This is a genomic window from Acidimicrobiales bacterium (genome assembly GCA_035546775.1).
Classification (GTDB): domain Bacteria; phylum Actinomycetota; class Acidimicrobiia; order Acidimicrobiales; family JACCXE01; genus JACCXE01.
Map to the genome: position 1 here is coordinate 57569 of DASZWD010000054.1, position 22375 is coordinate 79943.

At 66.7% G+C, this 22375-nt stretch carries 40 protein-coding genes; 4 read left to right on the forward strand and 36 right to left on the reverse strand.

Translation table 11 applies throughout. The features are described from left to right. Nucleotides 1–10: 10 nt before the first annotated feature. The 11 genes from VHC63_13345 to VHC63_13395 all read right to left on the reverse strand — a co-directional run bounded on the left by VHC63_13345 (nucleotide 11) and on the right by VHC63_13395 (nucleotide 8907). Entirely contained in the window at nucleotides 11–700 is a 690-nt protein-coding gene (locus VHC63_13345; protein ID HVV37588.1) for a hypothetical protein, read from the reverse strand. Between the two features lie 7 nt (nucleotides 701–707). Beyond that, nucleotides 708–1028, reverse strand: coding sequence for a hypothetical protein (locus VHC63_13350; GenBank protein ID HVV37589.1), 321 nt, complete (start codon nucleotides 1026–1028; stop codon nucleotides 708–710). Between the two features lie 962 nt (nucleotides 1029–1990). Next, nucleotides 1991–3220 carry a phage major capsid protein gene (locus VHC63_13355; protein ID HVV37590.1) on the reverse strand — a complete coding sequence of 410 codons (1230 nt, stop codon included), beginning with the start codon at nucleotides 3218–3220 and terminating at the stop codon, nucleotides 1991–1993. Beyond that, nucleotides 3220–4116, reverse strand: coding sequence for an HK97 family phage prohead protease (locus VHC63_13360; protein ID HVV37591.1), 897 nt, complete (start codon nucleotides 4114–4116; stop codon nucleotides 3220–3222). The genes VHC63_13355 and VHC63_13360 overlap by 1 nt, the downstream gene beginning before the upstream one ends. Before the next feature lie 59 nt (nucleotides 4117–4175). Then, entirely contained in the window at nucleotides 4176–4421 is a 246-nt protein-coding gene (locus VHC63_13365; protein HVV37592.1) for a hypothetical protein, read from the reverse strand. Between the two features lie 16 nt (nucleotides 4422–4437). After that, complete coding sequence (locus tag VHC63_13370; protein ID HVV37593.1) at nucleotides 4438–5304, reverse strand: hypothetical protein; 867 nt, start codon at nucleotides 5302–5304, stop codon at nucleotides 4438–4440. Nucleotides 5305–5307: 3 nt separating this feature from the next. After that, a complete protein-coding gene (locus tag VHC63_13375; GenBank protein ID HVV37594.1) occupies nucleotides 5308–5589 on the reverse strand; it encodes a hypothetical protein in 282 nt (93 codons plus the stop codon). Nucleotides 5590–5608: 19 nt separating this feature from the next. Continuing rightward, entirely contained in the window at nucleotides 5609–6802 is a 1194-nt protein-coding gene (locus VHC63_13380) for a phage portal protein (protein HVV37595.1), read from the reverse strand. 50 nt (nucleotides 6803–6852) lie between these two features. Continuing rightward, nucleotides 6853–7056 carry a hypothetical protein gene (locus VHC63_13385; protein ID HVV37596.1) on the reverse strand — a complete coding sequence of 68 codons (204 nt, stop codon included), beginning with the start codon at nucleotides 7054–7056 and terminating at the stop codon, nucleotides 6853–6855. A gap of 11 nt (nucleotides 7057–7067) precedes the next feature. Beyond that, on the reverse strand, nucleotides 7068–8489 hold the full coding sequence (locus VHC63_13390) for a hypothetical protein (protein HVV37597.1): 1422 nt from the start codon (nucleotides 8487–8489) through the stop codon (nucleotides 7068–7070). 22 nt (nucleotides 8490–8511) lie between these two features. Next, nucleotides 8512–8907 (reverse strand): hypothetical protein, encoded by a 396-nt coding sequence (locus VHC63_13395; protein HVV37598.1) that lies wholly within the window; start codon nucleotides 8905–8907, stop codon nucleotides 8512–8514. A gap of 610 nt (nucleotides 8908–9517) precedes the next feature. On the opposite strand from VHC63_13395, the gene VHC63_13400 reads away from it, so the two are divergent. Then, nucleotides 9518–9790, forward strand: coding sequence for a hypothetical protein (locus tag VHC63_13400; GenBank protein HVV37599.1), 273 nt, complete (start codon nucleotides 9518–9520; stop codon nucleotides 9788–9790). 40 nt (nucleotides 9791–9830) lie between these two features. Here the strand turns inward: VHC63_13400 and VHC63_13405 are convergent, their stop codons facing one another. Next, nucleotides 9831–10613, reverse strand: a complete 783-nt coding sequence (locus VHC63_13405) for a hypothetical protein (GenBank protein ID HVV37600.1) — start codon at nucleotides 10611–10613, stop codon at nucleotides 9831–9833. A 60-nt stretch (nucleotides 10614–10673) separates the two neighbouring features. On the opposite strand from VHC63_13405, the gene VHC63_13410 reads away from it, so the two are divergent. Continuing rightward, the gene (locus VHC63_13410; protein HVV37601.1) at nucleotides 10674–11006 is read left to right on the forward strand and encodes a hypothetical protein; all 333 of its coding nucleotides are present in this window, start codon (nucleotides 10674–10676) and stop codon (nucleotides 11004–11006) included. 90 nt (nucleotides 11007–11096) lie between these two features. On the opposite strand, the gene VHC63_13415 is transcribed toward VHC63_13410, so the two are convergent. The 24 genes from VHC63_13415 to VHC63_13530 all read right to left on the reverse strand — a co-directional run bounded on the left by VHC63_13415 (nucleotide 11097) and on the right by VHC63_13530 (nucleotide 21367). Next, nucleotides 11097–11279: a hypothetical protein gene (locus VHC63_13415; GenBank protein HVV37602.1), complete on the reverse strand. Its 183-nt coding sequence runs from the start codon at nucleotides 11277–11279 to the stop codon at nucleotides 11097–11099. A 70-nt stretch (nucleotides 11280–11349) separates the two neighbouring features. Then, a complete protein-coding gene (locus VHC63_13420) occupies nucleotides 11350–11523 on the reverse strand; it encodes a hypothetical protein (protein ID HVV37603.1) in 174 nt (57 codons plus the stop codon). A gap of 206 nt (nucleotides 11524–11729) precedes the next feature. Further along, on the reverse strand, nucleotides 11730–11948 hold the full coding sequence (locus VHC63_13425) for a hypothetical protein (GenBank protein HVV37604.1): 219 nt from the start codon (nucleotides 11946–11948) through the stop codon (nucleotides 11730–11732). A gap of 35 nt (nucleotides 11949–11983) precedes the next feature. Beyond that, entirely contained in the window at nucleotides 11984–12238 is a 255-nt protein-coding gene (locus tag VHC63_13430; GenBank protein ID HVV37605.1) for a hypothetical protein, read from the reverse strand. A gap of 172 nt (nucleotides 12239–12410) precedes the next feature. After that, nucleotides 12411–12629: a hypothetical protein gene (locus VHC63_13435; protein HVV37606.1), complete on the reverse strand. Its 219-nt coding sequence runs from the start codon at nucleotides 12627–12629 to the stop codon at nucleotides 12411–12413. A 1-nt stretch (nucleotide 12630) separates the two neighbouring features. Next, complete coding sequence (locus tag VHC63_13440; GenBank protein ID HVV37607.1) at nucleotides 12631–12858, reverse strand: hypothetical protein; 228 nt, start codon at nucleotides 12856–12858, stop codon at nucleotides 12631–12633. A gap of 2 nt (nucleotides 12859–12860) precedes the next feature. Beyond that, nucleotides 12861–13088, reverse strand: a complete 228-nt coding sequence (locus VHC63_13445) for a hypothetical protein (GenBank protein ID HVV37608.1) — start codon at nucleotides 13086–13088, stop codon at nucleotides 12861–12863. Nucleotides 13089–13098: 10 nt separating this feature from the next. Continuing rightward, the gene (locus VHC63_13450) at nucleotides 13099–13392 is read right to left on the reverse strand and encodes a hypothetical protein (protein HVV37609.1); all 294 of its coding nucleotides are present in this window, start codon (nucleotides 13390–13392) and stop codon (nucleotides 13099–13101) included. A 197-nt stretch (nucleotides 13393–13589) separates the two neighbouring features. Continuing rightward, nucleotides 13590–14561, reverse strand: coding sequence for an HNH endonuclease (locus tag VHC63_13455; protein HVV37610.1), 972 nt, complete (start codon nucleotides 14559–14561; stop codon nucleotides 13590–13592). Then, the gene (locus VHC63_13460) at nucleotides 14561–14899 is read right to left on the reverse strand and encodes a hypothetical protein (GenBank protein ID HVV37611.1); all 339 of its coding nucleotides are present in this window, start codon (nucleotides 14897–14899) and stop codon (nucleotides 14561–14563) included. The genes VHC63_13455 and VHC63_13460 overlap by 1 nt, the downstream gene beginning before the upstream one ends. After that, on the reverse strand, nucleotides 14896–15390 hold the full coding sequence (locus VHC63_13465; protein ID HVV37612.1) for a hypothetical protein: 495 nt from the start codon (nucleotides 15388–15390) through the stop codon (nucleotides 14896–14898). Before VHC63_13465 ends, VHC63_13460 begins: the two co-directional genes overlap by 4 nt. Continuing rightward, the gene (locus VHC63_13470; protein HVV37613.1) at nucleotides 15383–15874 is read right to left on the reverse strand and encodes a putative metallopeptidase; all 492 of its coding nucleotides are present in this window, start codon (nucleotides 15872–15874) and stop codon (nucleotides 15383–15385) included. Before VHC63_13470 ends, VHC63_13465 begins: the two co-directional genes overlap by 8 nt. Continuing rightward, nucleotides 15874–16509 carry a C2H2-type zinc finger protein gene (locus VHC63_13475; protein HVV37614.1) on the reverse strand — a complete coding sequence of 212 codons (636 nt, stop codon included), beginning with the start codon at nucleotides 16507–16509 and terminating at the stop codon, nucleotides 15874–15876. The genes VHC63_13470 and VHC63_13475 overlap by 1 nt, the downstream gene beginning before the upstream one ends. 35 nt (nucleotides 16510–16544) lie before the next feature. Next, complete coding sequence (locus tag VHC63_13480) at nucleotides 16545–16931, reverse strand: hypothetical protein (protein ID HVV37615.1); 387 nt, start codon at nucleotides 16929–16931, stop codon at nucleotides 16545–16547. Beyond that, nucleotides 16931–17296 (reverse strand): VRR-NUC domain-containing protein, encoded by a 366-nt coding sequence (locus VHC63_13485; GenBank protein HVV37616.1) that lies wholly within the window; start codon nucleotides 17294–17296, stop codon nucleotides 16931–16933. Before VHC63_13485 ends, VHC63_13480 begins: the two co-directional genes overlap by 1 nt. Then, the gene (locus VHC63_13490; protein ID HVV37617.1) at nucleotides 17293–17658 is read right to left on the reverse strand and encodes a hypothetical protein; all 366 of its coding nucleotides are present in this window, start codon (nucleotides 17656–17658) and stop codon (nucleotides 17293–17295) included. Before VHC63_13490 ends, VHC63_13485 begins: the two co-directional genes overlap by 4 nt. Continuing rightward, nucleotides 17655–18134, reverse strand: coding sequence for a hypothetical protein (locus VHC63_13495; GenBank protein ID HVV37618.1), 480 nt, complete (start codon nucleotides 18132–18134; stop codon nucleotides 17655–17657). Before VHC63_13495 ends, VHC63_13490 begins: the two co-directional genes overlap by 4 nt. Next, the gene (locus VHC63_13500) at nucleotides 18131–18379 is read right to left on the reverse strand and encodes a DUF6011 domain-containing protein (protein ID HVV37619.1); all 249 of its coding nucleotides are present in this window, start codon (nucleotides 18377–18379) and stop codon (nucleotides 18131–18133) included. The genes VHC63_13495 and VHC63_13500 overlap by 4 nt, the downstream gene beginning before the upstream one ends. A 3-nt stretch (nucleotides 18380–18382) precedes the next feature. Further along, complete coding sequence (locus tag VHC63_13505) at nucleotides 18383–19909, reverse strand: ParB/RepB/Spo0J family partition protein (GenBank protein HVV37620.1); 1527 nt, start codon at nucleotides 19907–19909, stop codon at nucleotides 18383–18385. Next, nucleotides 19906–20178, reverse strand: coding sequence for a hypothetical protein (locus VHC63_13510; GenBank protein HVV37621.1), 273 nt, complete (start codon nucleotides 20176–20178; stop codon nucleotides 19906–19908). Before VHC63_13510 ends, VHC63_13505 begins: the two co-directional genes overlap by 4 nt. Beyond that, nucleotides 20178–20435 (reverse strand): hypothetical protein, encoded by a 258-nt coding sequence (locus tag VHC63_13515; protein HVV37622.1) that lies wholly within the window; start codon nucleotides 20433–20435, stop codon nucleotides 20178–20180. The genes VHC63_13510 and VHC63_13515 overlap by 1 nt, the downstream gene beginning before the upstream one ends. A gap of 277 nt (nucleotides 20436–20712) precedes the next feature. Beyond that, nucleotides 20713–20949 (reverse strand): hypothetical protein, encoded by a 237-nt coding sequence (locus tag VHC63_13520; protein ID HVV37623.1) that lies wholly within the window; start codon nucleotides 20947–20949, stop codon nucleotides 20713–20715. Then, nucleotides 20946–21137, reverse strand: coding sequence for a hypothetical protein (locus tag VHC63_13525; GenBank protein HVV37624.1), 192 nt, complete (start codon nucleotides 21135–21137; stop codon nucleotides 20946–20948). Before VHC63_13525 ends, VHC63_13520 begins: the two co-directional genes overlap by 4 nt. Beyond that, the gene (locus tag VHC63_13530) at nucleotides 21134–21367 is read right to left on the reverse strand and encodes a helix-turn-helix transcriptional regulator (protein HVV37625.1); all 234 of its coding nucleotides are present in this window, start codon (nucleotides 21365–21367) and stop codon (nucleotides 21134–21136) included. Before VHC63_13530 ends, VHC63_13525 begins: the two co-directional genes overlap by 4 nt. Nucleotides 21368–21754: 387 nt before the next feature. Between VHC63_13530 and VHC63_13535 the strand changes: the two genes are divergently transcribed. Next, nucleotides 21755–21958 carry a hypothetical protein gene (locus tag VHC63_13535; GenBank protein ID HVV37626.1) on the forward strand — a complete coding sequence of 68 codons (204 nt, stop codon included), beginning with the start codon at nucleotides 21755–21757 and terminating at the stop codon, nucleotides 21956–21958. 4 nt (nucleotides 21959–21962) lie between these two features. Continuing rightward, complete coding sequence (locus VHC63_13540; protein HVV37627.1) at nucleotides 21963–22352, forward strand: hypothetical protein; 390 nt, start codon at nucleotides 21963–21965, stop codon at nucleotides 22350–22352. Nucleotides 22353–22375: the final 23 nt, after the last annotated feature.

Consider the following 22375-nt stretch of genomic DNA (forward strand, 5'->3'; position numbering starts at 1 on the left):
CCGGTAGCCATCAGCCGATCGCCGCGACACGGTCGGGGCGACGGTCGTCGAGGAGCAGCTCGACGACGGCGTTCGGTACCGCAAAGGGCGCGACGCCGAACACGGGGCCCGACTCGGCGTCGACGCGGTAGGCGCCGGCCTGCGGGCCGCGCTGGCGCCACACATGGGCGATCATGATCAGCGCGGCTTGCTTGAACTTGTCGGGCGCCGCGGCGGTCGAGGCGGCACGGCCGCTCGTGTACGTGAACACCACGTTGCCCTGTCCCTGCAGGTACCGCCATTCGATGCCGCTGCGCCGGCGGAACACGAGAGCGGTCTCCGGCTTCACGAGGTAAGCGTCGGCGGGCTTCGTGTCGAACGTCTCGGGCGAGAGCGTCGTGCCGGCACCGGTGCTGTCGTACTCGACGGCGTTCGTGATCGTGGTCGTTGCCAGCGGGCCGACTGCGGCGTGACGCAGCTCGATCGACGAGTAGCCGCGGTCGACGGCCTCGTCGAGGAACTGTCGGCCGACGAGCGGCCCGCCGTCGTAGGTCTCGTTGGTGAACGTGCGGTTCACGACGGGGCCGCACAGATCGACGAGACGCTGCGACACCGCCGTGATGACCGAGGCGAGCTCGGTGTCGTACGTGCCCGTCGCGCTCTTGACGTTGATCGCGGTCTTGCCCTCGTCGAGCGTAACGATGTCGTACTGATCAGCCACGTCTCAGCTACTTGCCCTTGCCGCGCGGAGCGACCGCCTTCTTGGCCGCGCCTACGGCCTTCTTGGCGGTGCCTGCGGCCCCTCGCGGTCCTCGGACGGGCTTCGCATCCGGTTCGGGTGCGCCGGCACCATCCGGTTCGCTGGCGGCGTTTTCGGCCGGGTCTGCGGCGGGCGCACTGTGCGGTCGTCGACTGGTTCCTTCACTGATCGCCTCCTCGGCGTAGCCCTGCGAGATCAGGTCGTCGGCTTCGTGCTCGGGCACGTCGAGCTCGTCGCCCACCTCCGGCCACGGCACGCCGTTGCGGTACCCCTGGATCTTGAGCTTCATTCGGACGGTCTTGTTTGCGACACGCATAGTCATATTTCCTTTCGTTTGATCTGTTGCTCGAGCACGTCGACTTTGCGAAGGGCGGCGTTCCAAGCTTCGAGATCGTCAGGTCGAAGGGCCTCGTGTCGATCGAGAACAGCCAATTCCCAGTTGGGCGATGAGACGTCAGCGGCGCTGTAGGCGTCAGCGGTGCCCGATGCTGCGAGGTAGAGAAGCGCTCGGCGAGCAAGTGTCACGCTGTCACGAAGGTTCCCGAGAGCAGCGTTACAAGCGGTGCAGAGGAGACCTCGCACGGCCCCGGTTGCGTGATCATGGTCGACAGCGAGTCGTCGGACAGGTTTGCCGTTGCGAAGTCAATACTCGTTCTCTTCGGGCCGACAGCGGCACATGGCGCAGCGCCCACCCTGAGCGGCCAGCAGGGTCTCGTAGTCTGCGATCGTGATGCCGTACTTCCGGGCATAACGCAGCTCCCGGTCGTAGTCCGGATCCGCATCTCGTTTCGCCGCCGCGCGTTGCCGATTTCGTTCTCGCACTTTCGCGAGATTCGCGGCGCGCCATTCCCTCTGCCGCTCAGCGTCGCAACGCTTGCACCGGGAGGCACGTCCCCCCGTAGATCCTCGGTGTATTGGGAAGTCGACCATGGGCAGCTCACGGTCGCACCCCGGACACATCTTCGTGCCTTCGATGAGCGGCGCGACACGAGCCCGTGCAGCGCGCCTTTCCCGGTCGCGGGCGCGCAGCCGTTCCTGATTCGCCTCGCGCCACGCCTTGTAGCACTCACGGCATTGCCACTGAAGCCCATCAGCTCGGTCGCCCTTCCGATTGAAGGCCGATGTCGGCTTCGATTGATTGCAGACCGGGCAAGTCTTCGTGGCCATTCTCCTTTTGGGACCTGCGAGGGTCAGAGCCGGTGGGGCGCGCAGTTCGTGCGCGCCCCACCGAACATCGGCGTCAGATCCGGCTTAGGTGGCCGAGTTGACGTAGAGCTTCACCGCACTGGCATCCTGAGTCAGGCCGTCGTAGCGACCGAACCCGAGGAAGCCGACCTGCAATTTCTCAGCGAAGCGCTCGTCGAGGCGGAGCAGCTGGCCACCGCTGACCGTGCGCACGACGTAGCCGGCGCTGAAGGCGCCGAACGCGATCGACTTCGCGTTGGCGGCCATCGTCGCCATCGCGTTGTTGATCGAGATCGGGTAGCCGAGCAGCGTGTCGGGCGAGTCGAGGCTGATCGCCGGCTGCCACAGCGGCCGGTTCTGGCTGTCCTTGAGCTTGCGGATGATCGCAAGCGACAGGTCGTGCATCGCCCAGCGGCACTGCTCGGACTGGCGGTAGGCGGCGTCGACGGAATGGATCAGGTCGACGAGGTCGTCGTAGATGACGGTGGTCGTCTGGCCGGTCGTGCCGGTCTTGCCGGTCGTGGCGCCGGTGACGTAGCCCTGGGGCTGCGTGCCGCCGCCGGTGCCGGTCGTGAAGTGCTGGTTCACGATGCGACCGAGGCGCTGGCCGGCCTTCTTGGCGATGAACGCCTCGATGTCGATGCCGGTGTCCTGGAGCAGCTGGCGGGACACCGGGATCATCTTCGAGGAGTACATGAAGGCGTTGAGCGTCTTCTGCCCGAAGGTGAGGTCCTGGTTCGCGGCCGCGGTGTTCTCCGAGAGGAGCTCGCCGACGTTCGACGTGTCGTCGTTCGTCGCCCACGGCAGCGCGTTGCCGGCGTCCGTATTGACGGTCTCGGCGATCGTCGCGACGTTGGCGTACGCCTTCAGCGTCTCCGTGACCTTGGCCCAGAAGCCCTGGGGCACGGTGTAGCCGCCGGCGCCGCCAGTGGCGATGCCCTGGTCACGGAAGTTGGCTTCCATGAGCGAGCGCTCCTCGGCGTCGAGGTTCGCGATGCCGCCTCGGCAGTACTTGACGAACGCTTCGGCGTACTGATCGCGGCTCCCGCCCGGGTCGCCGGTCGGGTTGACGACGACGGTGTCGGCGTCGATGTCGGCGAACCGCTTGTCGAGCTTCTCGCTCTTCTCGCGGTTCTCGATCTGCGTGCCGAGCTCGTCGACCTTGGCGAGCGCGCGTTCCCACGCGGCCTCGTCTTCGCCCGACATCGGGTCGCCCTTCTTGGCGCGCTCGTTGAATTCCTGGGCCTGAGCCCAAATGCCAGCCCGCTCTTCGCGGAGCTCCTTGATAGTCGGCATTAGCCAACCCTCTCTTTCATGAGGTCCATCTGCATCGCCAAGTGGGCGCGTGCGATGGCACGGATGGGGGGTTCGCCCGTGGTCTCTGCCGGCGGACTGTCATCACCAGTGGCCGCGTCCGCGGCCGGCTGGCTGGTATCGCTTTCGCGAAGGTCCGCGGCCGGCGCAGCCAATGGATGCGCCAGACCGCGGAGAACGTTGACGAGCTCGTCGTCGGGATCGGCGAGGCGCTTCGCCAGCGCCGCGATCATCGGATCGTCGAACCCTTGCGCACGCGCGCAGGCGAGCAGCTCGCCGCGCATCGACGCGTCGGTGCCGCCGTACGCGGGCATCCCGCACACGGCGACGTCGAACAACTCCATCTCCCGGAGCGTGAGGAGGTCTTCGCCGTCCTCGGCAAGGGACCACTCCCAGGTGATCGCTCCGAACGCGAACGACATGCCGGTGAGGTCACGGCGGGAGAGCCCGGTCTCGACGTCGCGGGCGTACGAGTAGTCGCCCATATCGGCGTCGACGGCCAGGCCGACGTCGTCTTCGGAGAGACGGAGCGTGTCATTCGACGTGCGCGCCAACAGCAGGCTGTTGTTGTGGTCGCGATTGAAGATGATGTCGTTGTTCTCGACGACCTTCTCGCGGATCGTCTTCGTGAACGCGCCAGGGTCGATCTGCTCCCACCAGCCGTACCGCTTCGACCCGATCCACGTCCGCTGGTTGAAAACGGCGGCGTGGCCCTTGAAGCCAATGCCGTCGCCGCTGTCGGCGGCACGCGTTGCCATGTCGCCGACAGCGCGAGTGCGGCGAATGTGGCCCGCGGCATCGACGGGAATGTCGAGCTTCCGGCGAGCGGTTTCCATGGTGATGACGCGGCGCGTCATATCGGGCAACGCACGAGGCATTGAGTGCTCCTTGTCGGAGGTGGGGCGGTAAAGGAAGGAAGCCGACGTCGCGGCGCCGGTCACGGCGTGGAGTCGTCGGGCAGCACGGGGTCGACGGTGTTCGAGTCGACTGTCTTCGGAGCCATGTCGTCGCCTGGGGCGACGGCGTTCTTGATGTTCGCTAGCGCGACGATCGTGAAGTCACCAGGGTTGTACGGCGAGACGCCGTCCCACACGATGACATTCACCACGTTGCCGTCGCTGTCGACAAGCGCGTACCGCGCGTTCAGGTCGTCGGAGCCGTGCTCCACGATGAAGTCAGACACGCTCGTCCACCCCCTCTTAGAAGTAGTTGATGACGACGATCAGGCCGGCGCCGCCATCGCCGCCCTTGCCCGAGCTCTGACCGTTGAGTGACGCGCCTCCACCGCCGCCACCGCCGCCAGGAAAGCTTCCGTTGGCGCCCGCTCCTCCCGCACCCGCGCCGCCGCCAGCGCCGCCACCGCCGCCCGCGGCACCGCGCGGCGGTGGAGCAATCGGCGTGGGGGTGTTAGACGCTTGCGTTCCAGCCCCACCGGGCGCGACGCCCGCGCCACCCGAGGTGGTGCCTCCAGCCCCGTAAGCATTCGATCCGCCGCCGATGCCACCGTTGGCGGACGTGTTGGTCGCGTTGATTCCACCACCACCACCGCCGCCAGCAGCACCCAAGGCCGCATTCGCGCCCTGTGCACCGGTCGAATTTGATCCGGCGCCACCCGAAGAGCCTGCGCCGTAAAGGCCGCTGCCATTCTGGCCCGCTGCGCCCGCTGCGGCCGTGCCGCCTGAACCTGCCGACCCCACGTAAATCCCTAGTGCGAACGTGTAGTCCGCCGCGCCGAATCTGCTAGCTCCGGCAGCGGTGCCGTTGTTGCCGTTCGTGTCGTCGGCGGTGACGGCCGCGCCGCCAACACCATTAGCCCCAACCGTCACGGTCACAGACGACGGAAGCTCAGCGGCCGACACGTCCGCTATTGCGAGTGCGCCGCCGCCACCACCACCACCACCGAAACGATCAGTGCCAGCCGCGCCTCGACGGCCAGAGCCGCCACCGTTGCCAGCGCCGAACACCATCACACGCACGGCCGTCAAACCCGCGCGCTTCGTCCAGGTGCCCGACGATGTGAACACGTCGATGATCGCCGCCGGCCGCGCGGGATTAATGATCTGCATGAGCTAGACACCACCCATCAGGACGTCAAAGGTGATCGATCCGGACGCGACGATCGCCCACACCTGCTCGCCCTGATCAAGCTGTTCAGTAATGATCGTCCCGGCAACGACGGGAACGCGGCACCCATTTCCCGCGGTCACGGAGTCCGATCCTCCGAGCACGACAGTGCCCGCTCCTTGCGCGACGGCCATGAACCGGGCGCCCGCGTTGTTGTCGTGAGGATCGGAGTCGAGGCGCACGGCAGTCGTGCCCACGACAACACCCTGCTGCGGTGAAAGTGCCATCCTCGTGTGCTCCTTTGGATTACGCGGCGAGCGCCGCAGCGATCGCGCCGGCCTTGTCGGTGGCGGGATCGAACACGGTCATGTTCTTCGGCAACAGGTACACGTCGAGACCATCGACGGGCTCTTCGTTCTCGAGGACGCGGACCTCGTTGAGCGACAAGGCGCCGATCATGACCATCGTCCGATAGAACTCGGCCCGAGCCCGCGAGTCGCCGCGCAGCAGGCCCTCGAGCGAGTACTCGGCGAACCATGACCCCGACGTCCACCCACCCGGCAACAGCTCGCGCGTGGCGCGCTGCTCTACGAGATCAGCGAGCTGCTTGAACCCGAACTTGACGACGCCGAGCACCTGCTGCTCGATGCCGGTACCCCACGACGTCGTCTTCTCCATGTCGCCGAGCATGAACGGCGGCAAGCCGACCATCCGAGAGATGTCGGTCACCGCCCACTTGCGCGACGTGAGCAGCTCGGCCTCCTGCGGCGGGAGCATGATCGGCTCGAACTTGAGGCCCTTGTCCAGGACGACGACATCGCCCGTGTGCTCAACGCCGGCGGTCTTCTGCCGCCACCGGGCCTTGATCGCGTCGGCGATGTCGTTGTTGAGCTTCTGCTCGGTCTGCAGCACACCCTGGATGCGCATGCCGGCGCCGAACAGGCGAGCAGCGGTCTCCTCGGCCGCGATGCCGGTGCCGAGCGACTGGCGGAACACATTGAGTGGGCTGATGCCGGCCACGCCGTCGATCGACAGGTACGGCACGTGAAAGATGTCCCACGCCGAGTAGGTCTTCACCGATCCGTCGCGCGCCGTGACGTGGAACACCTTGCCCTCGGGGTTCGACGACGAGGGGTCGACCTCCTCGACCCGCACGCGAGACGGGTGCAGCGGCCACACCTGGCGCACGATGTCGGCGCCGTCGCGCAACTTCCGGCCGTACATGTTCCCCCAAGTGACGGCGTTGGCGTACATCGTCTGCCAGAACTCGAACGGTGTCTGACGGGGGTTGGGGTTGTCGAGCACCGTGCGCTGCATCACGGCCGTCCGCGTGCCGCGCTGATAGGGCTTCAGCGGCAGCCCGGCCATCGTGCCCGAGACGATCGACACGCCTCGGTAGTACGCGGGGATGCCGAGGACTCGCTGCTCGGACACCCGCACGCCGGCATGAGTGCGCTCGCCGCCGAGCCAGTCGACGATCGACGGCGACGACAGCGGCACTGTCGGATCTTCGAGAGACCGTGACCCGCCGAACAGCGAGCGGAGAACCGTCACCGGCCGGTGCGCTCAGGGTCGCTCTGGCGACGCAGATCGAGCTCGAAGCTCTTGCCCAAGAGGGCGACGCCGCCGACGACGAAGGCCGCGGCGTGATGCATGTCGTGCTGGGCCACGCCGACCACGACGAGCGCGGCGCCGCCGAGCTCGAGAGCCGCGACACGAAGACTGCGAACGACAGAGAGCAACGACTTGACCACGGTGGTCCTCCTCAGTAGATGTCGCCGACGGCGTCGTCGCTGTCGGCCGTCACCACGGCGCGCACGGCCATCGTCACGGCCTTGATCGGCGAGATCTCGATCGGTGACGCACGCATCGCCCAAGTCCACGCGTCGCCGACGAGGCGGCGCCGCGCGCTGGCGACGGCGTAGTCGAGCTCGGGTTGCGACAGGTGTCGGAATGCCCGCCGCATGATCAGATCGTTGAGCGTGCCGCAGGCGTCGACGAGATCCTTCTGCGAGCACTCCTCGTACTCGACGCCCAACGCGTCCAGCTCGTCGGCGATCGTGCACCGCGGCCCGCCGACCTCGATCACGATGCGACCGCCGTGTTCCCGGCGCAGCTCGAGCAGGCGCTCGGCCACCCAGTCGGTACCGCGCCGATACTCGACGACCTCGCCGTGTACGAACTCGAAGTCGGTGACGCCGGCAGCGGCGATCGTCGACCACGTCAAGTCGTACGCGACGGAGACGGCGAACACGATCCCGTCTTCGATCTCCGAATCTGCGTCGGCGCACGCGTGCCACTTGTCGAGGGCGATGCCATCGACGGACTCCTCGGGATCTTCCCACCATCCCAGCCGTTCCCGCATGTACTCCCGGACCGGCATCGATAGACGCTCGGCACGGATGTAGGCGCGGGTGATCCGACGATCAAGAGCGGGGTTCGCCTGACGAACGAGATCCATGTCGTCGAGCGCGCAGCCGACCGCGACGCCGGGCCGATGATCGCACTGCTCGACCGCGCACGGCCGTTGCTCCGCGCACCACTCGATGTAGCTCAGCGTCGGATCGCCACCGGGCCGGCCACGCTCACGCAGCGCCCGCAGCACCTCCGACGATGCGAAGCCGGCCGACGACCCATAGATCGCCTGCGGGTTCGGCCGGGCCGACAGTGTCGGGAACAGCGAACCGATCATCGCCGCGATCACAGCGAACGCCTCGTCGAAGAAGATCGTGTCGCCCGACAGGCCGCGGCCCCGCGTCCTCGAACGCGCCCGGAACTGGATCCGCTGACCCGTCAGCAGCTCGATGCCCTCTTCGCCGTTCGTGTTGTTGATGTGCTTGACGCGGCGACGGAGATGATCCCACTCGGTGAAGAGGCTCTCCATCACCCGGAACGCCTCGATGGCGGTCGAGAACAGGTGGGCCGACCACGAGATGAGCTCGTCATCGAAGAGCAACAGCTTCGCCAACGCGATGACGATGAAGCAGAACGTCTTGAGGTTCTGCCTCGGCGCGATCAGCACGCCCTCGATCGCCGCCCACTTGCCGAGCGAATTCTCCGCAAGCAGAGCATCGATCGCGATGCGCTGCTCAGGGTCCGGCACCAATCCCACCGTCTCGGCGAGACCGATCGCTTCGGCGCCCGCCGACGACCGATGCTCGGGCACCCACAGGTACGCCGGCTGCACAACCTCCAAGGTCGCCGCCGACCTACGCGCCACGAGACCGTCGCTTCTGCCGTTGCTTCTCGAGCTCGTCGATCGGGTCCGACTTCTTCGCCGCGTTCACCGTCGCCGCCTGCAACGCGGCGCGCAGCTCCTTCGCCAGCGCCGCCATCGCCGAACCGGAGTCGACACCCTTGTCGAGACGCAACGCCAAACTCAGAGCGACGCGACCGAGCGGCGTCGTCTCACGCTTGCACTCGACGAGCGAGTCGTACGTCGCCTGCGTGATCGTCGGCCCAGGCAGCTCGGCGCTCGTCGACGCCTCGTGAGCGTCCGCTTTCTTCCGGCTCGCCGCCTTACGACACGCGTCGCTGTGATACTTGCGCGATCGACGCTCGGCCTTGAACTCCTTGCCGCAGCCGGCGCACTCGACAATCACCAACGCCGCGACCGAACCTTTCCGACGCCGGCACGCAACAGATTGCCGAGCGTGGCCCCCGCGCTGCGGTTGCAACGAGCGTGCGCCCAACGAACTGGACCGCCGGCGCCGCCGAGAGCACGCGGCTTCACGTGGTCGAGGTCGAGCTTGTCGCTCGGCCACATCGGCTGACGACAGAACGGGCACGGCGAGCCGTTGGGCAACGGCAACACCGAGCGGAGACGTCGATGCTCGGAGCCAAGACCCTGTTTCGGCATGGCACCGCCTCGTCGTTACGCGGACTTTTGTTTTTCGGGGAGAGAAAAGCGCGTGCCGGGGTCTTCCGCCGGTCACGACGATTGAAGATTCGACCCACCCCTACCCCTTGCCGAGGTTCGCCGGCGCGACTCCACGCACGTGTTCCGTGCACGATGCGGATCGACGCCGGCCGGCGCAGCTCCACCACGTCGTAGACGCGCGTGGATCCTCGGCCGCTGCTGAATAGCTGGCCGTCACCATCTCGGCCGGTGCCTCAAGGCGCACTGCGCCGAAGCTAGGTGATGTCCTCCACTGAACCACACGAATGTGATTTGGTCAAGCACTCTCTGACGAGAGGAACTCGACGAGGTCCGGGTTGCGTCGGATCACGTCGACAAGAGCGGGGCGCGATGCGGTTCACGATCGCCTCTTCGAGACGTTCGTCGAGCTCGACGTCGAGGCCGACAAGGTTCATCAGCGTGTGCAGAAGTTCGTGCACGAGCACTACGCGGACGTTGTCGACGTTGGCGCATTGAGCCAGGTCGATGAGGATGCAGAGCTCGGCGCTGTCGGTCCGGCCGGAGAACAGAGTCGCGGGTCATCGCGTCGCGCCGCGTCGAGCTCGGCTTGCTTCGAAGAGACGCGGTAGCGGAACGGTCCGACCTGGATCGCGGTGGGCGTCGTGGTGATCACGCGGCGTTGCCCTTGGCGTTCTTGCGCACCGTCTTCTTCCGGCAGGCGTGGCATTCCTTGCGGCCACGAGCTGCGAGCCGGCCGTCGTTGTTGATGCAGAAGCGATCAGGGCCGGCGTCGATGGATGCGTTCTTGGTGGCGTGCCGGTGTGCGAGCTCGAACTTGCCGCGCACGTTGGCGAGATGACGGTCGGCCCGTGCGAGCCAGGTCATCACCGCCGAGGCATGGACAGCGTCAAGCCGCGTGGCGCGGTCGGCGAGGTAGTTGAGTCGCCAACGGATCACCACCAGCGTGTGCGAGTACTCGGCGAGGGCGCAGTTCTCGATGCGCGCCACGACCGGGATGCGACGCTTCTGGCCGGGCCGCTGGCCCGGTTCGGGACCACAGGCAACGCACGCATGCTCGAGCGCCACGTCGGCCGCAACGAGTCGACGCGCCGCGTTGCGCAACGCCTCCTGCGACAGGTGATCGCCGATCGCGATGTCGTACTTCGCGCCCGGCACATAGACCGACTGCTTCAGCGCTTCCGCCTTCTGCTCGTCGGTCAGAGCCCGGTGCACGACGCCACGCTCTTTCGGTGCCGTCGAGATATCCCACGCCTCGACCCACGCCCAACGAACCATCTCGTCGATGTAGGCGACGACAGCGAGCAGGCCCTCGTCGAACTGGTCGGGCTCGTACGACTCACGGTCCTCGGGCTTTGTCTTGTTGACGTGCCCACGAACCATGTCCAGGATCAACGACGGCGCCGCCTTCAAGTCACGGTCCTCTCGGGCCAATCAGCGCACCCGTCGGTGCCTGAGACCACGGCAGTGAGCGCGCTGTCAGAATGTGCAGTGGTGGCCCTAACAGTTCGCCGCATCGGCGACAAGATCGCCCTGGTCGTCGGCATCGCTGTCGCAGCCGGGACCGTGCTCACCCAATGCGGGGTGTTCGACGCCCGCAAGGCGCGACACTGGTCCCATGCCTGCGTCACAGTGGCGATGCGACCCGACCAGGGGGCGCAGCCCGACGACTTCGGCTTGTCGCTCAGCCAGTTCCGTGCCGCGGCGTGGACCGTATGCATGCGCGAGAACGGGTACACGTGTCCGCCGCCGCGAGGCGAAATCGCTGCGCCGTCGTGCCGCCAGTCGGGAAGCTCGGCTAGTGCGGATAACCCCTTCGACCGATAGGCGTCAACTACTTGCAGGTGTGATCGTCGCAGCGACGTTGATCGGCGCCGCGGCGAGTGGCGTGGCGGCGGCGGCGTTAACGACCGTGCGTTAGGAGTCCGCCAACCACTCTTCGATGTTGGCGATGTCCTGAGCGACGTCGCGGTGATCGATACACGGTGCGGTGATGATCCCGGCAACATGTGCCCCGCCGTCGCGTTCATCGGTAAGCACCTTGACTCGCACAGCGCAACCGCACGCGAGCACAACATCGGTCGGCGCGTGTTCCGGCATCGTGACAACGACGATACGACGATCTTCGCGACGGCATCCGTCGCCCCTTGACTCATGGTGTCTGCTGCCACTAGCTCGGCTCCTTCTTCGCCCACAGATCACGGTCGCCCTCGGCGACCTCATCAACGTCCTCGAAGAACGCTCCATCGGCGTCGAGCACGCCGACCTTCTCCATGCCGAGCGCCCGCAGCACCACATCGGGGTTGTTCTCGATCACCCGCATGACGGCATCGACCGACAACAAGCAGGCGCCTGTGTAGTGGTCACTGCCAGCTTCACGGAGCAGTTCACGTAGTTGCTCTCCTGCCACTCGTTCGGATGAAGGTGCGGGCTTCGTCGTATGTCCTACCGACTCGGCCGTCACGGACGGACTTGCCGTGCCCGACTCAACGGAAGCACGCCCACTATCGGAGCGCCCCGCACCCTCATCGAAACGATCGTCTGCTGCCATCACGCCTTATCTCCGAAGTCGGGCGGGAAGTAGCGCACAACGAGTTCTTCGCCAACGTGCTCGGTCGCCAGTTCGTACGGGTAGTCCTCGCCGCCGAGAGCACGCACAAAGGCGTCGGGGTTCTTCTTGATCTGCTTCGCCACGTCCGCCAGGAACGCACGCATCGACGGCACCGTGTCAGCCTTGTGCTCAGAATGCGACAGCAACGCAGCGGTCATCAGTGCGTCTCGTAGATCGTTCTTCCCTGCCACGGCTAGCTGCCCTTCTTGATGTGGATAGTTGCCGGGAACAGCCACGCCGATCCGGCGGCGACCTTCGCCAGCGACACGGGTTCGCCACCCAACGCACGCAGCACCGCGTCTTGGTGGCTCAGGACCAGCGCGTCGGCCGCGACCATCGCGCCCATGACGAGCGCGTTCTCTGGCGTCCAGCCGTCAACGTTCACGTTGGCGACGGCTTCCTTTGCGAGCCGCGCCAGTTCCTCTCGGGCCTCATCACGTCCTGCCACTAGATGGCCTCCCAGTCGGTAATGCGTCGAACCTCAACTCGGAACGGTCGGCAACCGAGGGATTCGTCTGCGTTGTCACGTTCACACCAGCGGCGGGCCTCAGCCTCGTCGTGGGCGTATGAAGGCGTGTGATCCTCTGAACAGACGACTCGCCATTCGGTCACTTCTGCCACTACTTCGCTCCTTCGTTGACGCCCGCACCAGGCGGGCAGATGCAGCCCCGCTCGGGGTACTCGCACCAGTAGACGTGCTGCGGTTCGGGCTTCGGATGCCGACCGAGACAGCCCTTCGGGGCGTAGAGAAGCGGCTCGTTGTGCTCGGCGCAGTACTCCCAACCCGCCGCCTTACACACCGCCCGCATGGCGTCTCTCAGACCGTTGCGTTCTGCCACGTCAGTCGCCCTTCTTCATCGGAACGGTCCAGTCCTGAAACCACTGGTCAGCGGTGTAGTTGAACCAACCAGGGTTCAACGCCTCGCCGCCCAACGCGCGCAGCACCACGTCGGGGTTGGCGAGGATGGCGCTCACCTGCTGATCGAACGTTGAGTCACCATTCCGCTCGGCGGCGAACTTGGCGTCACGCAACAGGCAGCGCAGTTGCTCGCGGTTGTCTGCTGCCACGGCTAGTCCTCCCCGCAGTTCAGGCACGGTTCGAGGTCGCTGTCGGTGACACCCCACACGACGCCCTGCCCGCCGCACCCAGTGCAGTCGGACTGGCCGCTCGGCGGGTGCACGGCGTCAATCGCTAGGAACACACGACGGAGCGATGCTCGGTAGTCGTCGGGCATGTTCGATCCGTACTGCTCGGCCCACTCGGCGACTTGTAGGAGGTCGTCTACGTCAACGGTCACTTCTGCCACGTCAGTCCTCCACTTTCGGGCCGTACCTGACGGCCTCGACTTCGACGCGCTTGATGTCGCACTCCGACATGACCATCGGCTTGTCCTCGCGCACGGCGCGCTCGAACTGCGCCTTGATGGCCGCGGCCTGCTCAGGTCCGATGGCGTGTTTCGTGACGATGATCGGCGGCGTGAGCGTCAGATAGCCGCGCTGCCACCGCCCGTCGACCAAGCGCCACGGCCCCGTCCACTTCGGACGACCGATCGGCACGATGCACCCATCGCGCTCGTCGAGCGTGATCGCTGCTGCCTCCATCAGACTGGCTGATCCTCTCGGAAGTACCGCTTCTCGATCGCGAACGACATCCACGAGCCCGATGCGAGCATCGTCAGGCCGTGCTGCTCGGCTTCCTCGTAGGTGGTGAATCACATGAACCCGATCTCGCTGCCGTCGTTGTCGACCCCCACGGCCGAGTAGCGCACCCTGTGGAACGGATGAAGGGCGGGCATGGTTTAAGACACCTCACGATCATCGAACTCAGTTTCGGCAGAAACCGGGCCAGGGCCAGAGCCCGCACCCGACCCGGCAACGGCGCCGTCACCGGCCCCACCCGGCCCGCTCAGACCAGCGCCCGACCCGTCGCCGACTTGGCCCGAACCTGGCCCGGATTTGGCCCGACCTGACCGGTGTCCGGAGTCGCGCGCGTGTCGCGCTCGCGAGGCCAAATCCGGTTCAGTCCCGGTTAAACCCGGACTTGGCCCGTTTTTGGCCGGGGTCAAGTCCGGGTCAGATCCGTACGGATCGCTGACCAGCGACAACGCTGTTGTGCCGGGCGGGAGAAGGGCCATGCCAGCCTCTTCGGGTGTGCGGTCGCCTTTGCGGCCGTTGCATTCGCGGCACGCGACGACCACGTCGGCGAGTGCGTTGCCGCCATCGGGCGCGAACTTGTCCGGATCGACGTGGTCATACGTGCCGCCGAGCGCGCCGCGCTTGTCGAGGAAGTTGACCCTGCGGCCGCAGTAGCGGCACAGCGTGCCGTCGCGCTCGAGGATCTCTTGGCACCGTTCACGCCAGCGGGTGAGCGCCTTCGCCCGGTTGGCGCGCATGCGGGCGATCGGGATCTTCGACTGATCCGTGGTGAGCTGCCACTCGTAGTAGTCGTGGAAGTAGTACTCGCCCGGGCCGATCTTGCCGCCGCCGGCGAGGAACTGCTGGCAGTACTCCGACGTGCACTTCTTGATGCCCGCAGCGGTGTGCCACAGGCCGACCTTCACGAGGCGCTTGGCGGTCTCGTCGACGTTGTCGATCTCCTCGAAGTACGCGGCGTCGCGGAGGATCACCTCGGTGACGACACCGCCGCTGCCCTTGCCATCGTTCGATGCGTTGACCTCCTCGAGCGCGCCACGCCACAGCGCGCGAGCCTCCTTGCCCGCGGCGCGGGCCTTCGGATGCTTGTGAAACTGGTCGCTGGTCTTGACCCACATCAGGCGGTCGGCGCTCCGATCCGCCCGATGGCCGCGACGAGGATGCGATCGACGCGGTGCCGCTCGTGGTTCAGCGCGGCGCGGAGCTCGTCGGCGAGCGCCGACGGCGAGTATCTCTCGCCGAGGAACCGGTCGATCTCGTCGCGGATCGCTTCGATCGCGCGACGGTCCAACACGATGCCGGGCTGCATGCCGTCGACCGCCTGTACGACGACGCTCTCGTCGACCGGGCGCCACACGCCGTCCTCGTACAGCACGGTGTTCCGCTGCTCGTTGAGCAACGCCAGGCGCACCCCGTTGCGCGGGAAGTCATCGAAGATGTGGGCGCGGAACGTCACGCGGCCGGCACTCCCTCGGCCATCGCGAGCATGATCAGCTCGCACGTCTGGATCAGTGCGTCGATCGCGGCCCAGGAGAGCGGCAGGCCCTGCTTGAGATGCGTGTAGAGGGCGGAGCGGATCGCTTGCGCCATGTAGACGACGGCGAGCAGCTGCGCCTCGTCGTAGAAGACCGGTGAGGCCTCCTGGTCGAGGAGCGACGCCGTCGCGAGGTTGCGGATGTTCTGACGGAACCACGCGCGGTGCTTCGGGCCACCGACTCGGAGCGCGCCGGCCTGCGAGGCGCGGAGTTGGTCGAGACGGTTGCGGATCGTCGCCGAGCGGTGCGCGTCACTGGCGGCGCACTCGTTGCAGGGAATGAGATCGAGGTCGTGGATTCGTTCGAACGGCGGCGTCGCTACCGGCGCGCCGCACAACGCCTGTTCGGAGCCAGGCACGTAGGCGTGTATCACGAAGCGTTCGAGCTTCACGCTGCGATCGTCGTCAGCCATCTACTGCCCCCCCCCTGGACTCGTGGTCGAGCTGTGGCGCGCCTACGGCGACAAAGCGGCGGACGTCGCCCTTCCATAGGCCGTGGCGTTCCACGATCGAGGTGAACTCCTCGAGGTCGTGGCCGCGGGTCGACAGCTTCAGCTCGCCGTCGTCGTCGATGTAGGCGTCGCAGTGCGACAGCTCGTGATCGACCAGCGCGCGGCGCTGCCGCTCCGACAGGTTGATCCACTCGTCCTCGGCGAGCTCGATCACGAAGAACTGCTCCGGGACGATCGAGTCCTCCGACATCTGCCCGGCGAGCCATGCGTTGAGGCCGGTGAGCTTGCGTGCCGAGCCGAGCACGACGCGGCCCTTGGTCTTCGTCGCTTTCGATCGGAACACGAACTCGATCCGGCAGCCGATCAGGCCGCGATGGTGCTCCGGGATGAGCTCGCCGGCGATGCGTCCCGCCTCCGACGCGTAGCGGTACTCGACGGCGCCCACTAGGCGACCACCGCGGCGCGGGGCGTGCGTTCGTCGCCGGTCGGGAGACGACCTCCGTGTGCCGTCATCGTGTGCGACCGGAGCGAGGCGAACTTGTCGAGCGGCGCGGTGAACGGGCACGCGTCGCAGCGCAGTAGGAGAGCGGCGTCGTCGGACTTGCGGGGCCGCGTGGCCGTGTCGGCCTTGTAGCCGTGGCGGTGCGCCCGGTGACGTCCGAGAGACTGTGGACGATCGAACGACGCGGGGCACTCGTCGCACTTGAACGCGAGCTCCGACGTCGTCGACGCAGTCGCGCTAGTCACGGCCGGCGCCCTTCGCCCGGCTGACCGTTTCGGCGCCGCGGATGGGGGGGGTTCAGCGGCCGTGTCGAGGTCGCCGTCTTCGCGCTTCTGTGCGTCGGTGCGGTCGTCGACGATCGACAGCGGCCGCAGCGGCGCCGGCGCGTCGTCGGTGTCGGTGTCGGTGTCGGCGATGATCGCTTCGAGCGTGGCGATCGTCGACGCGAACTTGTCCATGAGCGCCAACGCGGCGGCGGATGGCACCCGCGGCGACGTCACACGGAGATCGCCGCCTGACGGCAGATGCAACGTGACGGTGATGGCGACGTCCTCGTCGAGGGTCGGCAACGTGCTCATGCGAATGCTGCTCCTTGTGGGGCTGGGATTGAGGGTTAGGACGCGCGGCGGCGCGCGTTGATGTCTTCGAGGATCTGCCGGCACGCGGCGACGCCGGCGTGACCGCGCTCTTTCTCCTCGTCAGTCAGAGGCCGGAACTCGACGCGGCCGGCTGGCGTGTCGCGAGGCTTGTGACCAAGGCGGCAGCTACACGCCCACCGCTCATCGGGCTTCCGCCGATCCGGCGTGCGGCACAGCCCGATCGGGATCGCCTGCGCCGGCTGCTTCGACTTCAGCTTGTTCAAGATCTCCTTGACCTCGTACGGCTTCAGGTCGAGCTCGGCCGCGAGGCCGCTGATCGTCATGCCCTCCGTGCCGGCGGCGTGCAACAAGCCGATGAGCCGACCGGTGCGGGACGACGACGGGAACCGGTGCGAAGCCATCAGTCGACCACCTCTCCGACGCCCCACCGAGGCGACCGGAGACGGGTCACGAGCGTGTCCCAATGCCGCGGCCGGATCACCGTCGAATGCACCCCAGGAACGGCGCCGAACGCGTCGAGCCACTGCTCCTGCGCCGCGGTCGTGCGGCCGTCCTCGCGCTTGACCTCGAACACCAGGCACTCGCCGTTGCGCAGCAACACGATGTCGGGGAATCCGGGCTCGGAACGCTTCGAGTCGTACACGTGGAACGCCAGCCAGCCATCGGCACGCGCCTCATCAAGGATCGCCTGCATGAACTCGGCCTCCGACACGCACGCCAACAACCGAGCCTTCGCCGACATCGTCGACATGTCGAGCGGCGTCACTGGCGCGCCGCCTCAGGGACGAACGGGAACACGTGCGCGAACGCGTTCGACAACACGATCGCCACGTCGATGCACTGACGGCCGGCGGCGTTCGCAATGTCAGAGGCGATGTTGCGGGCCAGCGAGATGCCGCACATCACCGCGAACACCGTCGCCTCGTCGTCGAGGTCGAGACCCATCCCCACGGCCCAATCGCGCACGAGCGCCTCGGCCTGATCGGACCGCGACACGTAGGCCGCGTCGCCGCCGAGCTGCGCGGCCGACATGCGGCGGGCCTCGGCGATGTCAGCCAACGTCGTGGCGAACATCGACCAACGGGGGGGGTTCAGCGACGGCAGATCATCGAAAGGCCGCGACGTCACGCCGACACCTTCGACTTCTGCAGGCCGGACATGCCGGCGAGCGCGATGCGCAGCATCGTCGTCAGGTTCCGGCCGTTACGGGCGACCTGCGACTCCACGTAGTCGACGATGTCGAGCTGCCGTGAATCTGCGGCGGTGGCGGGCCGCAGCACAGTCACCCAGCGGCGAAGGTGCGCCTCGAGGAGCTCGTGATCGGCGATCGAAGCGTCGACCGCCGCGCTGCGGCACACGTCGATGCGGAACGCGACGTCGAGCTTCTGGAAATGCAACGCGACCGGTGTGACGCGCACCTCACCCTCGACGAGGAACATCTCCGTGAACGGCGACTGCCGCGTGTCGAGCACACCCGACACCGGGCCGGAGTCGGTGTCGATGATCACGCCGACGAACGGCAAATCAGGAGCGCCCTGGGAGCGCCGCAGCTCGCGGAGCCGGCCCACGCCCGTCTCGGTACGAAGCGTGCGTTGCCCGGTCATGCCGCCTCCTTCGACCGGCACTCCGGGCCGATGTGCAGCTTCACAGACACCGGGTCCTTCAACCGCCGGCCGCAGCGGCGACACCGCACCGCGGCGTCAAGCTCAGCGACGAGCGCCTCGCCGAGCGCGCGCCGATCCTCGGCGTCGTCGGCGAGCAACACCGCCGCTGACTTCGCGGCATAGCCAGGGCCGCGGCGCATCTGCACCTTGGCCCACACCGCCGCCTCCCGCGGATCGAACGGCACGAGCTACTCGGCCTCGCCGTCTGCGTCTTCGTCTTCGGCCAGAGCGTCGTCGATCTCGACCTGCTCGACGTTGGAGAGGTCGAAGCCGATCGACGTGAGCCAGTCGCGGTACCCGACAACGAGATCGGTCGGCACGTAGTTTCGATCGCCGTAGGTCGCGTTGGCGGCGAAGTACGGCACGCGCTCGGACTCGGCCGTGTCGTGCGCGAACAGCGTGCCCTCGATCGCCGACAACGCTGCGCACACCGAGGCGTAGCGAAGATCCTCGACAACGAGCTCATCCCACTTGGCCTGGCGCTCCGCATGGCCGAGCTCGGACCGGTCGATGCCGGCGATGTCGAGCGCGCGCAGCAGGTCCGGATACAACTCGGAGTCGTACGCGAGCTGCGCCGTGGCGAACGCCTGCAGCGGCCACAAATCGGGATCATCTGCGACGCGAACGCGGATGAAGGCCCGCCGTTCGATGGCGCGCTTCCGGGCCACGGCGAACCGCTCGGCGTCGGCCGGGTCGACTTGGCGGGTAACGACAGGTGACGACTCGCGCGGCTTCGACGCGTCGACGATCGACTCGACGGTCGGCGGATCATCGGCCGACAGGTACGAGTACCAAATGCGCTGGGTCGCGACGTCCTCGTGCGCGTCCGGATCGACGCACACCCAAACGACGCCGCCCTTGTCGTTGACGACCGCGCCGTGGCATGACTCGGCCGCGTGATCGTCGATCGTCAACGCCAGCCATGTCATCCAGTGGAATTGGTGCGTACGTGTCAGGGTCTCGATCTCGTTGCCGACAAGGACCACGGCCGTGGAGTTGTCGATCTGCTCCGGGTCGGCGACGTGAACGCCGTCACGCTCGAGCTGGCCGAGCGCGGCCTGCCTTGCCTTCTGATCGGCGCGGCGAGCGAGCTCCCGATCGATGTCCTGCACGATCAGCTTCTCGTCGAGCGTCTTGCCCGACGTCAGACGCTCGACGAACTCGGCGTCATCAGCCACCTGCGTCAGCTTGTAGGCCGTCTCCGTCGACAAATCGCCGGAGTCGTACAACTTCAACGCCGGCCCCGGCAGAGCACCGATCGAAAGCCGCTTCGACACATGAGCGGCAGAGCGGCCGCACTCCCTGGCGATGTCCTTCTGCGCCATGCCATCGGACACGAGCGCCTGATAGGCGACGACCTCTTCCATCGGCGTCAGATCCCACCGCTGACCGTTCTCCGTCAGCATGATGATCCGCTGCTCCGGAACCGACGGCTCCGGCCGCACAACGACCGGCACCGTCACGTCGCCTGCCTCGATCGCCGCCGCACGCCGACGATGGCCGGCGAGGAGCATCAGCTGACTGCCGAGCTGGCCGTCCGAGCGCGTCGTCTCGAAGACCAGCAACGGCTCGAGCACACCGAGCTCGCGAATCGATGCGGCGAGACCGGACACGTCGCCCACATCACGGCGCGGGTTACGAGGGTTCGGCGCCAGCTCCGACGCCTTCACCCAACGCAGCTCAACGTCGGTTTCGGTGGAAACAAGCGCCGTCACTGGCCCACCGCCACACCGACACGACGACGATCCGCCTCGCGGAGATCGCGCGCGACGCGGTCGGCAACCGCGGCCGGATCGGCAATTGCGGCCGGATCGACGTGCACGACGACACGCGTCGACGACCCGGAGCGAGACGACCCGCGGTGCTTCAGCACCAGGCGTAACGCCGCCAACGCCGTCTGGCAGATCAGGATCACGGTGCCGAGCCACAAGACCACAAACGCGATCCAGCCGGCGACACCGAGGCCGTGAGCAGGGGCATGCATCACAGAGACACCTCTTCTTCTGTGGGGTAACCGACGACGCCGTCGCCGTCGAGATCAGTTACGTCATCGATGAAGTCGCCGGCACCGAGCTCGGTGAACACCTGATCCACCGACCGATACGCCTGCGCCAACAACTGGCGCTGACCCGCGTCGAGGCCGCGACACGTCACGACGTTCGGCGACGAGAAGTCCTCGAGCAGCGCCAACACGCGCGCCAGGTCCTCGACGACCTCGGCGACAGACAAGTCGGAGGCCATCAGCAAGCCACCAACGAATTTGGGCCGACCTCCGGGGCTGCGGCAGACGAGAAGACGATCGAAAGCGCCCCACCAACGGTCTTGTGAACGCCGGAGACTGCAAGACCCTCACATGCCTCACGCAGCTTCGAGAGTCCGCTGACGGCGCCCGGGGGGTAGGCGCCGCCAGCGGTGGACCCATCGGCCAGCCCGAACCCCGCGCCGCCGTTCCCGCCACTTCCCCGAAGCGACAACGACGACACGAGGATCGCACCATCCGATGCGTCATAAATCAGCGTCACCACTGCCACCGCCCCGCCGCATCAAGCGTTGGGTGCGAGCCCTCCACCTTCTCGATGTTGCGGTCGCGGCGACGAGCACGCTTCACCTCCGCTGCAACCAGCGCGCGCACATCGGCCTCCGACAACAGACCCTCGACCGCGCCGCTATCACCACGCGACGCCCACCACGCACCAAAGCCGAACGACAACGAACACGCCACCCAAAACCCGATAACAACCGCCGCCGCAGTCACCGGACCGCGCTCCCGCGCTGCTGCGCCCGCACAGGCGACTCGATCAGCACCGCGATCTTCCGCAACGCCACCGCGTCCTCACACGTCGACGGCAAACCCTGACGCGACAACGAACGCGCCAACACCACCTCGGCATCAGCGCGCACCCGCGCCTGACGCTCCTCGGCCGACTCGACCCGCTGGCTCATGCCACTGCCGCCGAGTCATTCGGATTGGCAACAAGAGCGCGAGGACTGACCTTCAGAGCGTCGGCCAGCATGCGGATGACCTTCTCCGAGCCGTGCTTCCGGCCAGCTTCGAGATCGCACAGGTACGACAGCGAGATCCCCGCCTCGAGCGCCAACTCCTTGGGCGTGACCATCTGGCTCTCGCGGATCGCCCGCAAGGCCTCTGAATGGATCATCACCCTTGCCTTCATCGCTATTCAGCGTAGTTAAGCGCAATAACGGAGTCAAGAGGAAAATTCAGCGCAGCAACGAAGACTCGCAGGTCAGCCCGACGACACTCTTGTAACTACAAATGTGCAGTTCACGGCCACTACGCTCTAGTTCGCTACAAGGCAGTTGACTACGCTGAATTTCGCCAACAGTGTGCGGGAGTGGCCATGGCAGCGGAGCAAGAGACTTGGACGGAGCTCGCTGATCTGATCGATCAACAGATGGCGCAGCTCGGGTGGTCGCAAACTGACTTGGTTCGTGAGTCGCGAGTCGCGGCGAACACCGTCCGAGCTCTTCAGCGGGCGGAACGGACGAGCTATCGACCGAACACTCTTCGAGCCGTGTCGCGGGCTCTCGGCTGGTCACCGATGGCGATCGAGGTCTTCGTAGGAGGAGGCGACCCGCCCTCGATCGGCAAGAAGGCGCTGACCGACGAGCTCGACCGCGCGCACCAAGGCCGAGCCCGCCAGGTAAACACGGCGGCGGCACTTAGCGGCAAGATCGATCGCCTGACACCGGGCCAGCGCGCGACGATCGAGGCGCTTGTCGATCAGCTACTAGGGGAGGACTGATCCGATGACGAACGAGTGGCTCGACCGCAAGACGACTAAGGGCCGAATCGTGATGGCCGTGAGCGCCTTAATCATCGTGCTGGCGATCGCCGGCCTCGCAGGTGGCAAGAAGAAGCACGACGCCGCTTCGTCGGGTTCGACACCACTCACGACGACGCCCGCCGAAGCGAAGGTGACGTGCGCCGAGTTCCCAGCAGCGGACCCGACGATCCGCAACAACATTGCCACGGCCTACCTCGACGCCCACGGTTACGCCGTGACGATCACCGGCACCGCGAACTTCCTCGACGACATCGATGCCGACTGCGCGAAGCTTCCGCCGCACACGCTCGTCACCGACAGCGCTGTCATGAAGTACCTCGTCACGTTGCACGGGTCGCGCTACCGCGGCTGAACGCGTCACACCCTCGGTGCATC

Excerpts from the sequence above, each read along its gene's own strand:
- VHC63_13350 (HVV37589.1), bottom strand. The coding sequence starts at position 1,028 with ATGAAGCTCAAGATCCAGGGGTACCGCAACGGCGTGCCGTGGCCGGAG.
- VHC63_13355 (HVV37590.1), bottom strand. The coding sequence starts at position 3,220 with ATGCCGACTATCAAGGAGCTCCGCGAAGAGCGGGCTGGCATTTGGGCT.
- VHC63_13360 (HVV37591.1), bottom strand. The coding sequence starts at position 4,116 with ATGCCTCGTGCGTTGCCCGATATGACGCGCCGCGTCATCACCATGGAA.
- VHC63_13370 (HVV37593.1), bottom strand. The coding sequence starts at position 5,304 with ATGCAGATCATTAATCCCGCGCGGCCGGCGGCGATCATCGACGTGTTC.
- VHC63_13375 (HVV37594.1), bottom strand. The coding sequence starts at position 5,589 with ATGGCACTTTCACCGCAGCAGGGTGTTGTCGTGGGCACGACTGCCGTG.
- VHC63_13415 (HVV37602.1), bottom strand. The coding sequence starts at position 11,279 with ATGCCGGAACACGCGCCGACCGATGTTGTGCTCGCGTGCGGTTGCGCT.
- VHC63_13425 (HVV37604.1), bottom strand. The coding sequence starts at position 11,948 with ATGACCGCTGCGTTGCTGTCGCATTCTGAGCACAAGGCTGACACGGTG.
- VHC63_13450 (HVV37609.1), bottom strand. The coding sequence starts at position 13,392 with ATGGAGGCAGCAGCGATCACGCTCGACGAGCGCGATGGGTGCATCGTG.
- VHC63_13455 (HVV37610.1), bottom strand. The coding sequence starts at position 14,561 with ATGTGGGTCAAGACCAGCGACCAGTTTCACAAGCATCCGAAGGCCCGC.
- VHC63_13465 (HVV37612.1), bottom strand. The coding sequence starts at position 15,390 with ATGGCTGACGACGATCGCAGCGTGAAGCTCGAACGCTTCGTGATACAC.
- VHC63_13475 (HVV37614.1), bottom strand. The coding sequence starts at position 16,509 with ATGAGCACGTTGCCGACCCTCGACGAGGACGTCGCCATCACCGTCACG.
- VHC63_13480 (HVV37615.1), bottom strand. The coding sequence starts at position 16,931 with ATGGCTTCGCACCGGTTCCCGTCGTCGTCCCGCACCGGTCGGCTCATC.
- VHC63_13495 (HVV37618.1), bottom strand. The coding sequence starts at position 18,134 with ATGACCGGGCAACGCACGCTTCGTACCGAGACGGGCGTGGGCCGGCTC.
- VHC63_13510 (HVV37621.1), bottom strand. The coding sequence starts at position 20,178 with ATGCATGCCCCTGCTCACGGCCTCGGTGTCGCCGGCTGGATCGCGTTT.
- VHC63_13515 (HVV37622.1), bottom strand. The coding sequence starts at position 20,435 with ATGGCCTCCGACTTGTCTGTCGCCGAGGTCGTCGAGGACCTGGCGCGC.
- VHC63_13525 (HVV37624.1), bottom strand. The coding sequence starts at position 21,137 with ATGAGCCAGCGGGTCGAGTCGGCCGAGGAGCGTCAGGCGCGGGTGCGC.
- VHC63_13530 (HVV37625.1), bottom strand. The coding sequence starts at position 21,367 with ATGAAGGCAAGGGTGATGATCCATTCAGAGGCCTTGCGGGCGATCCGC.
- VHC63_13535 (HVV37626.1), top strand. The coding sequence starts at position 21,755 with ATGGCGATCGAGGTCTTCGTAGGAGGAGGCGACCCGCCCTCGATCGGC.
- VHC63_13540 (HVV37627.1), top strand. The coding sequence starts at position 21,963 with ATGACGAACGAGTGGCTCGACCGCAAGACGACTAAGGGCCGAATCGTG.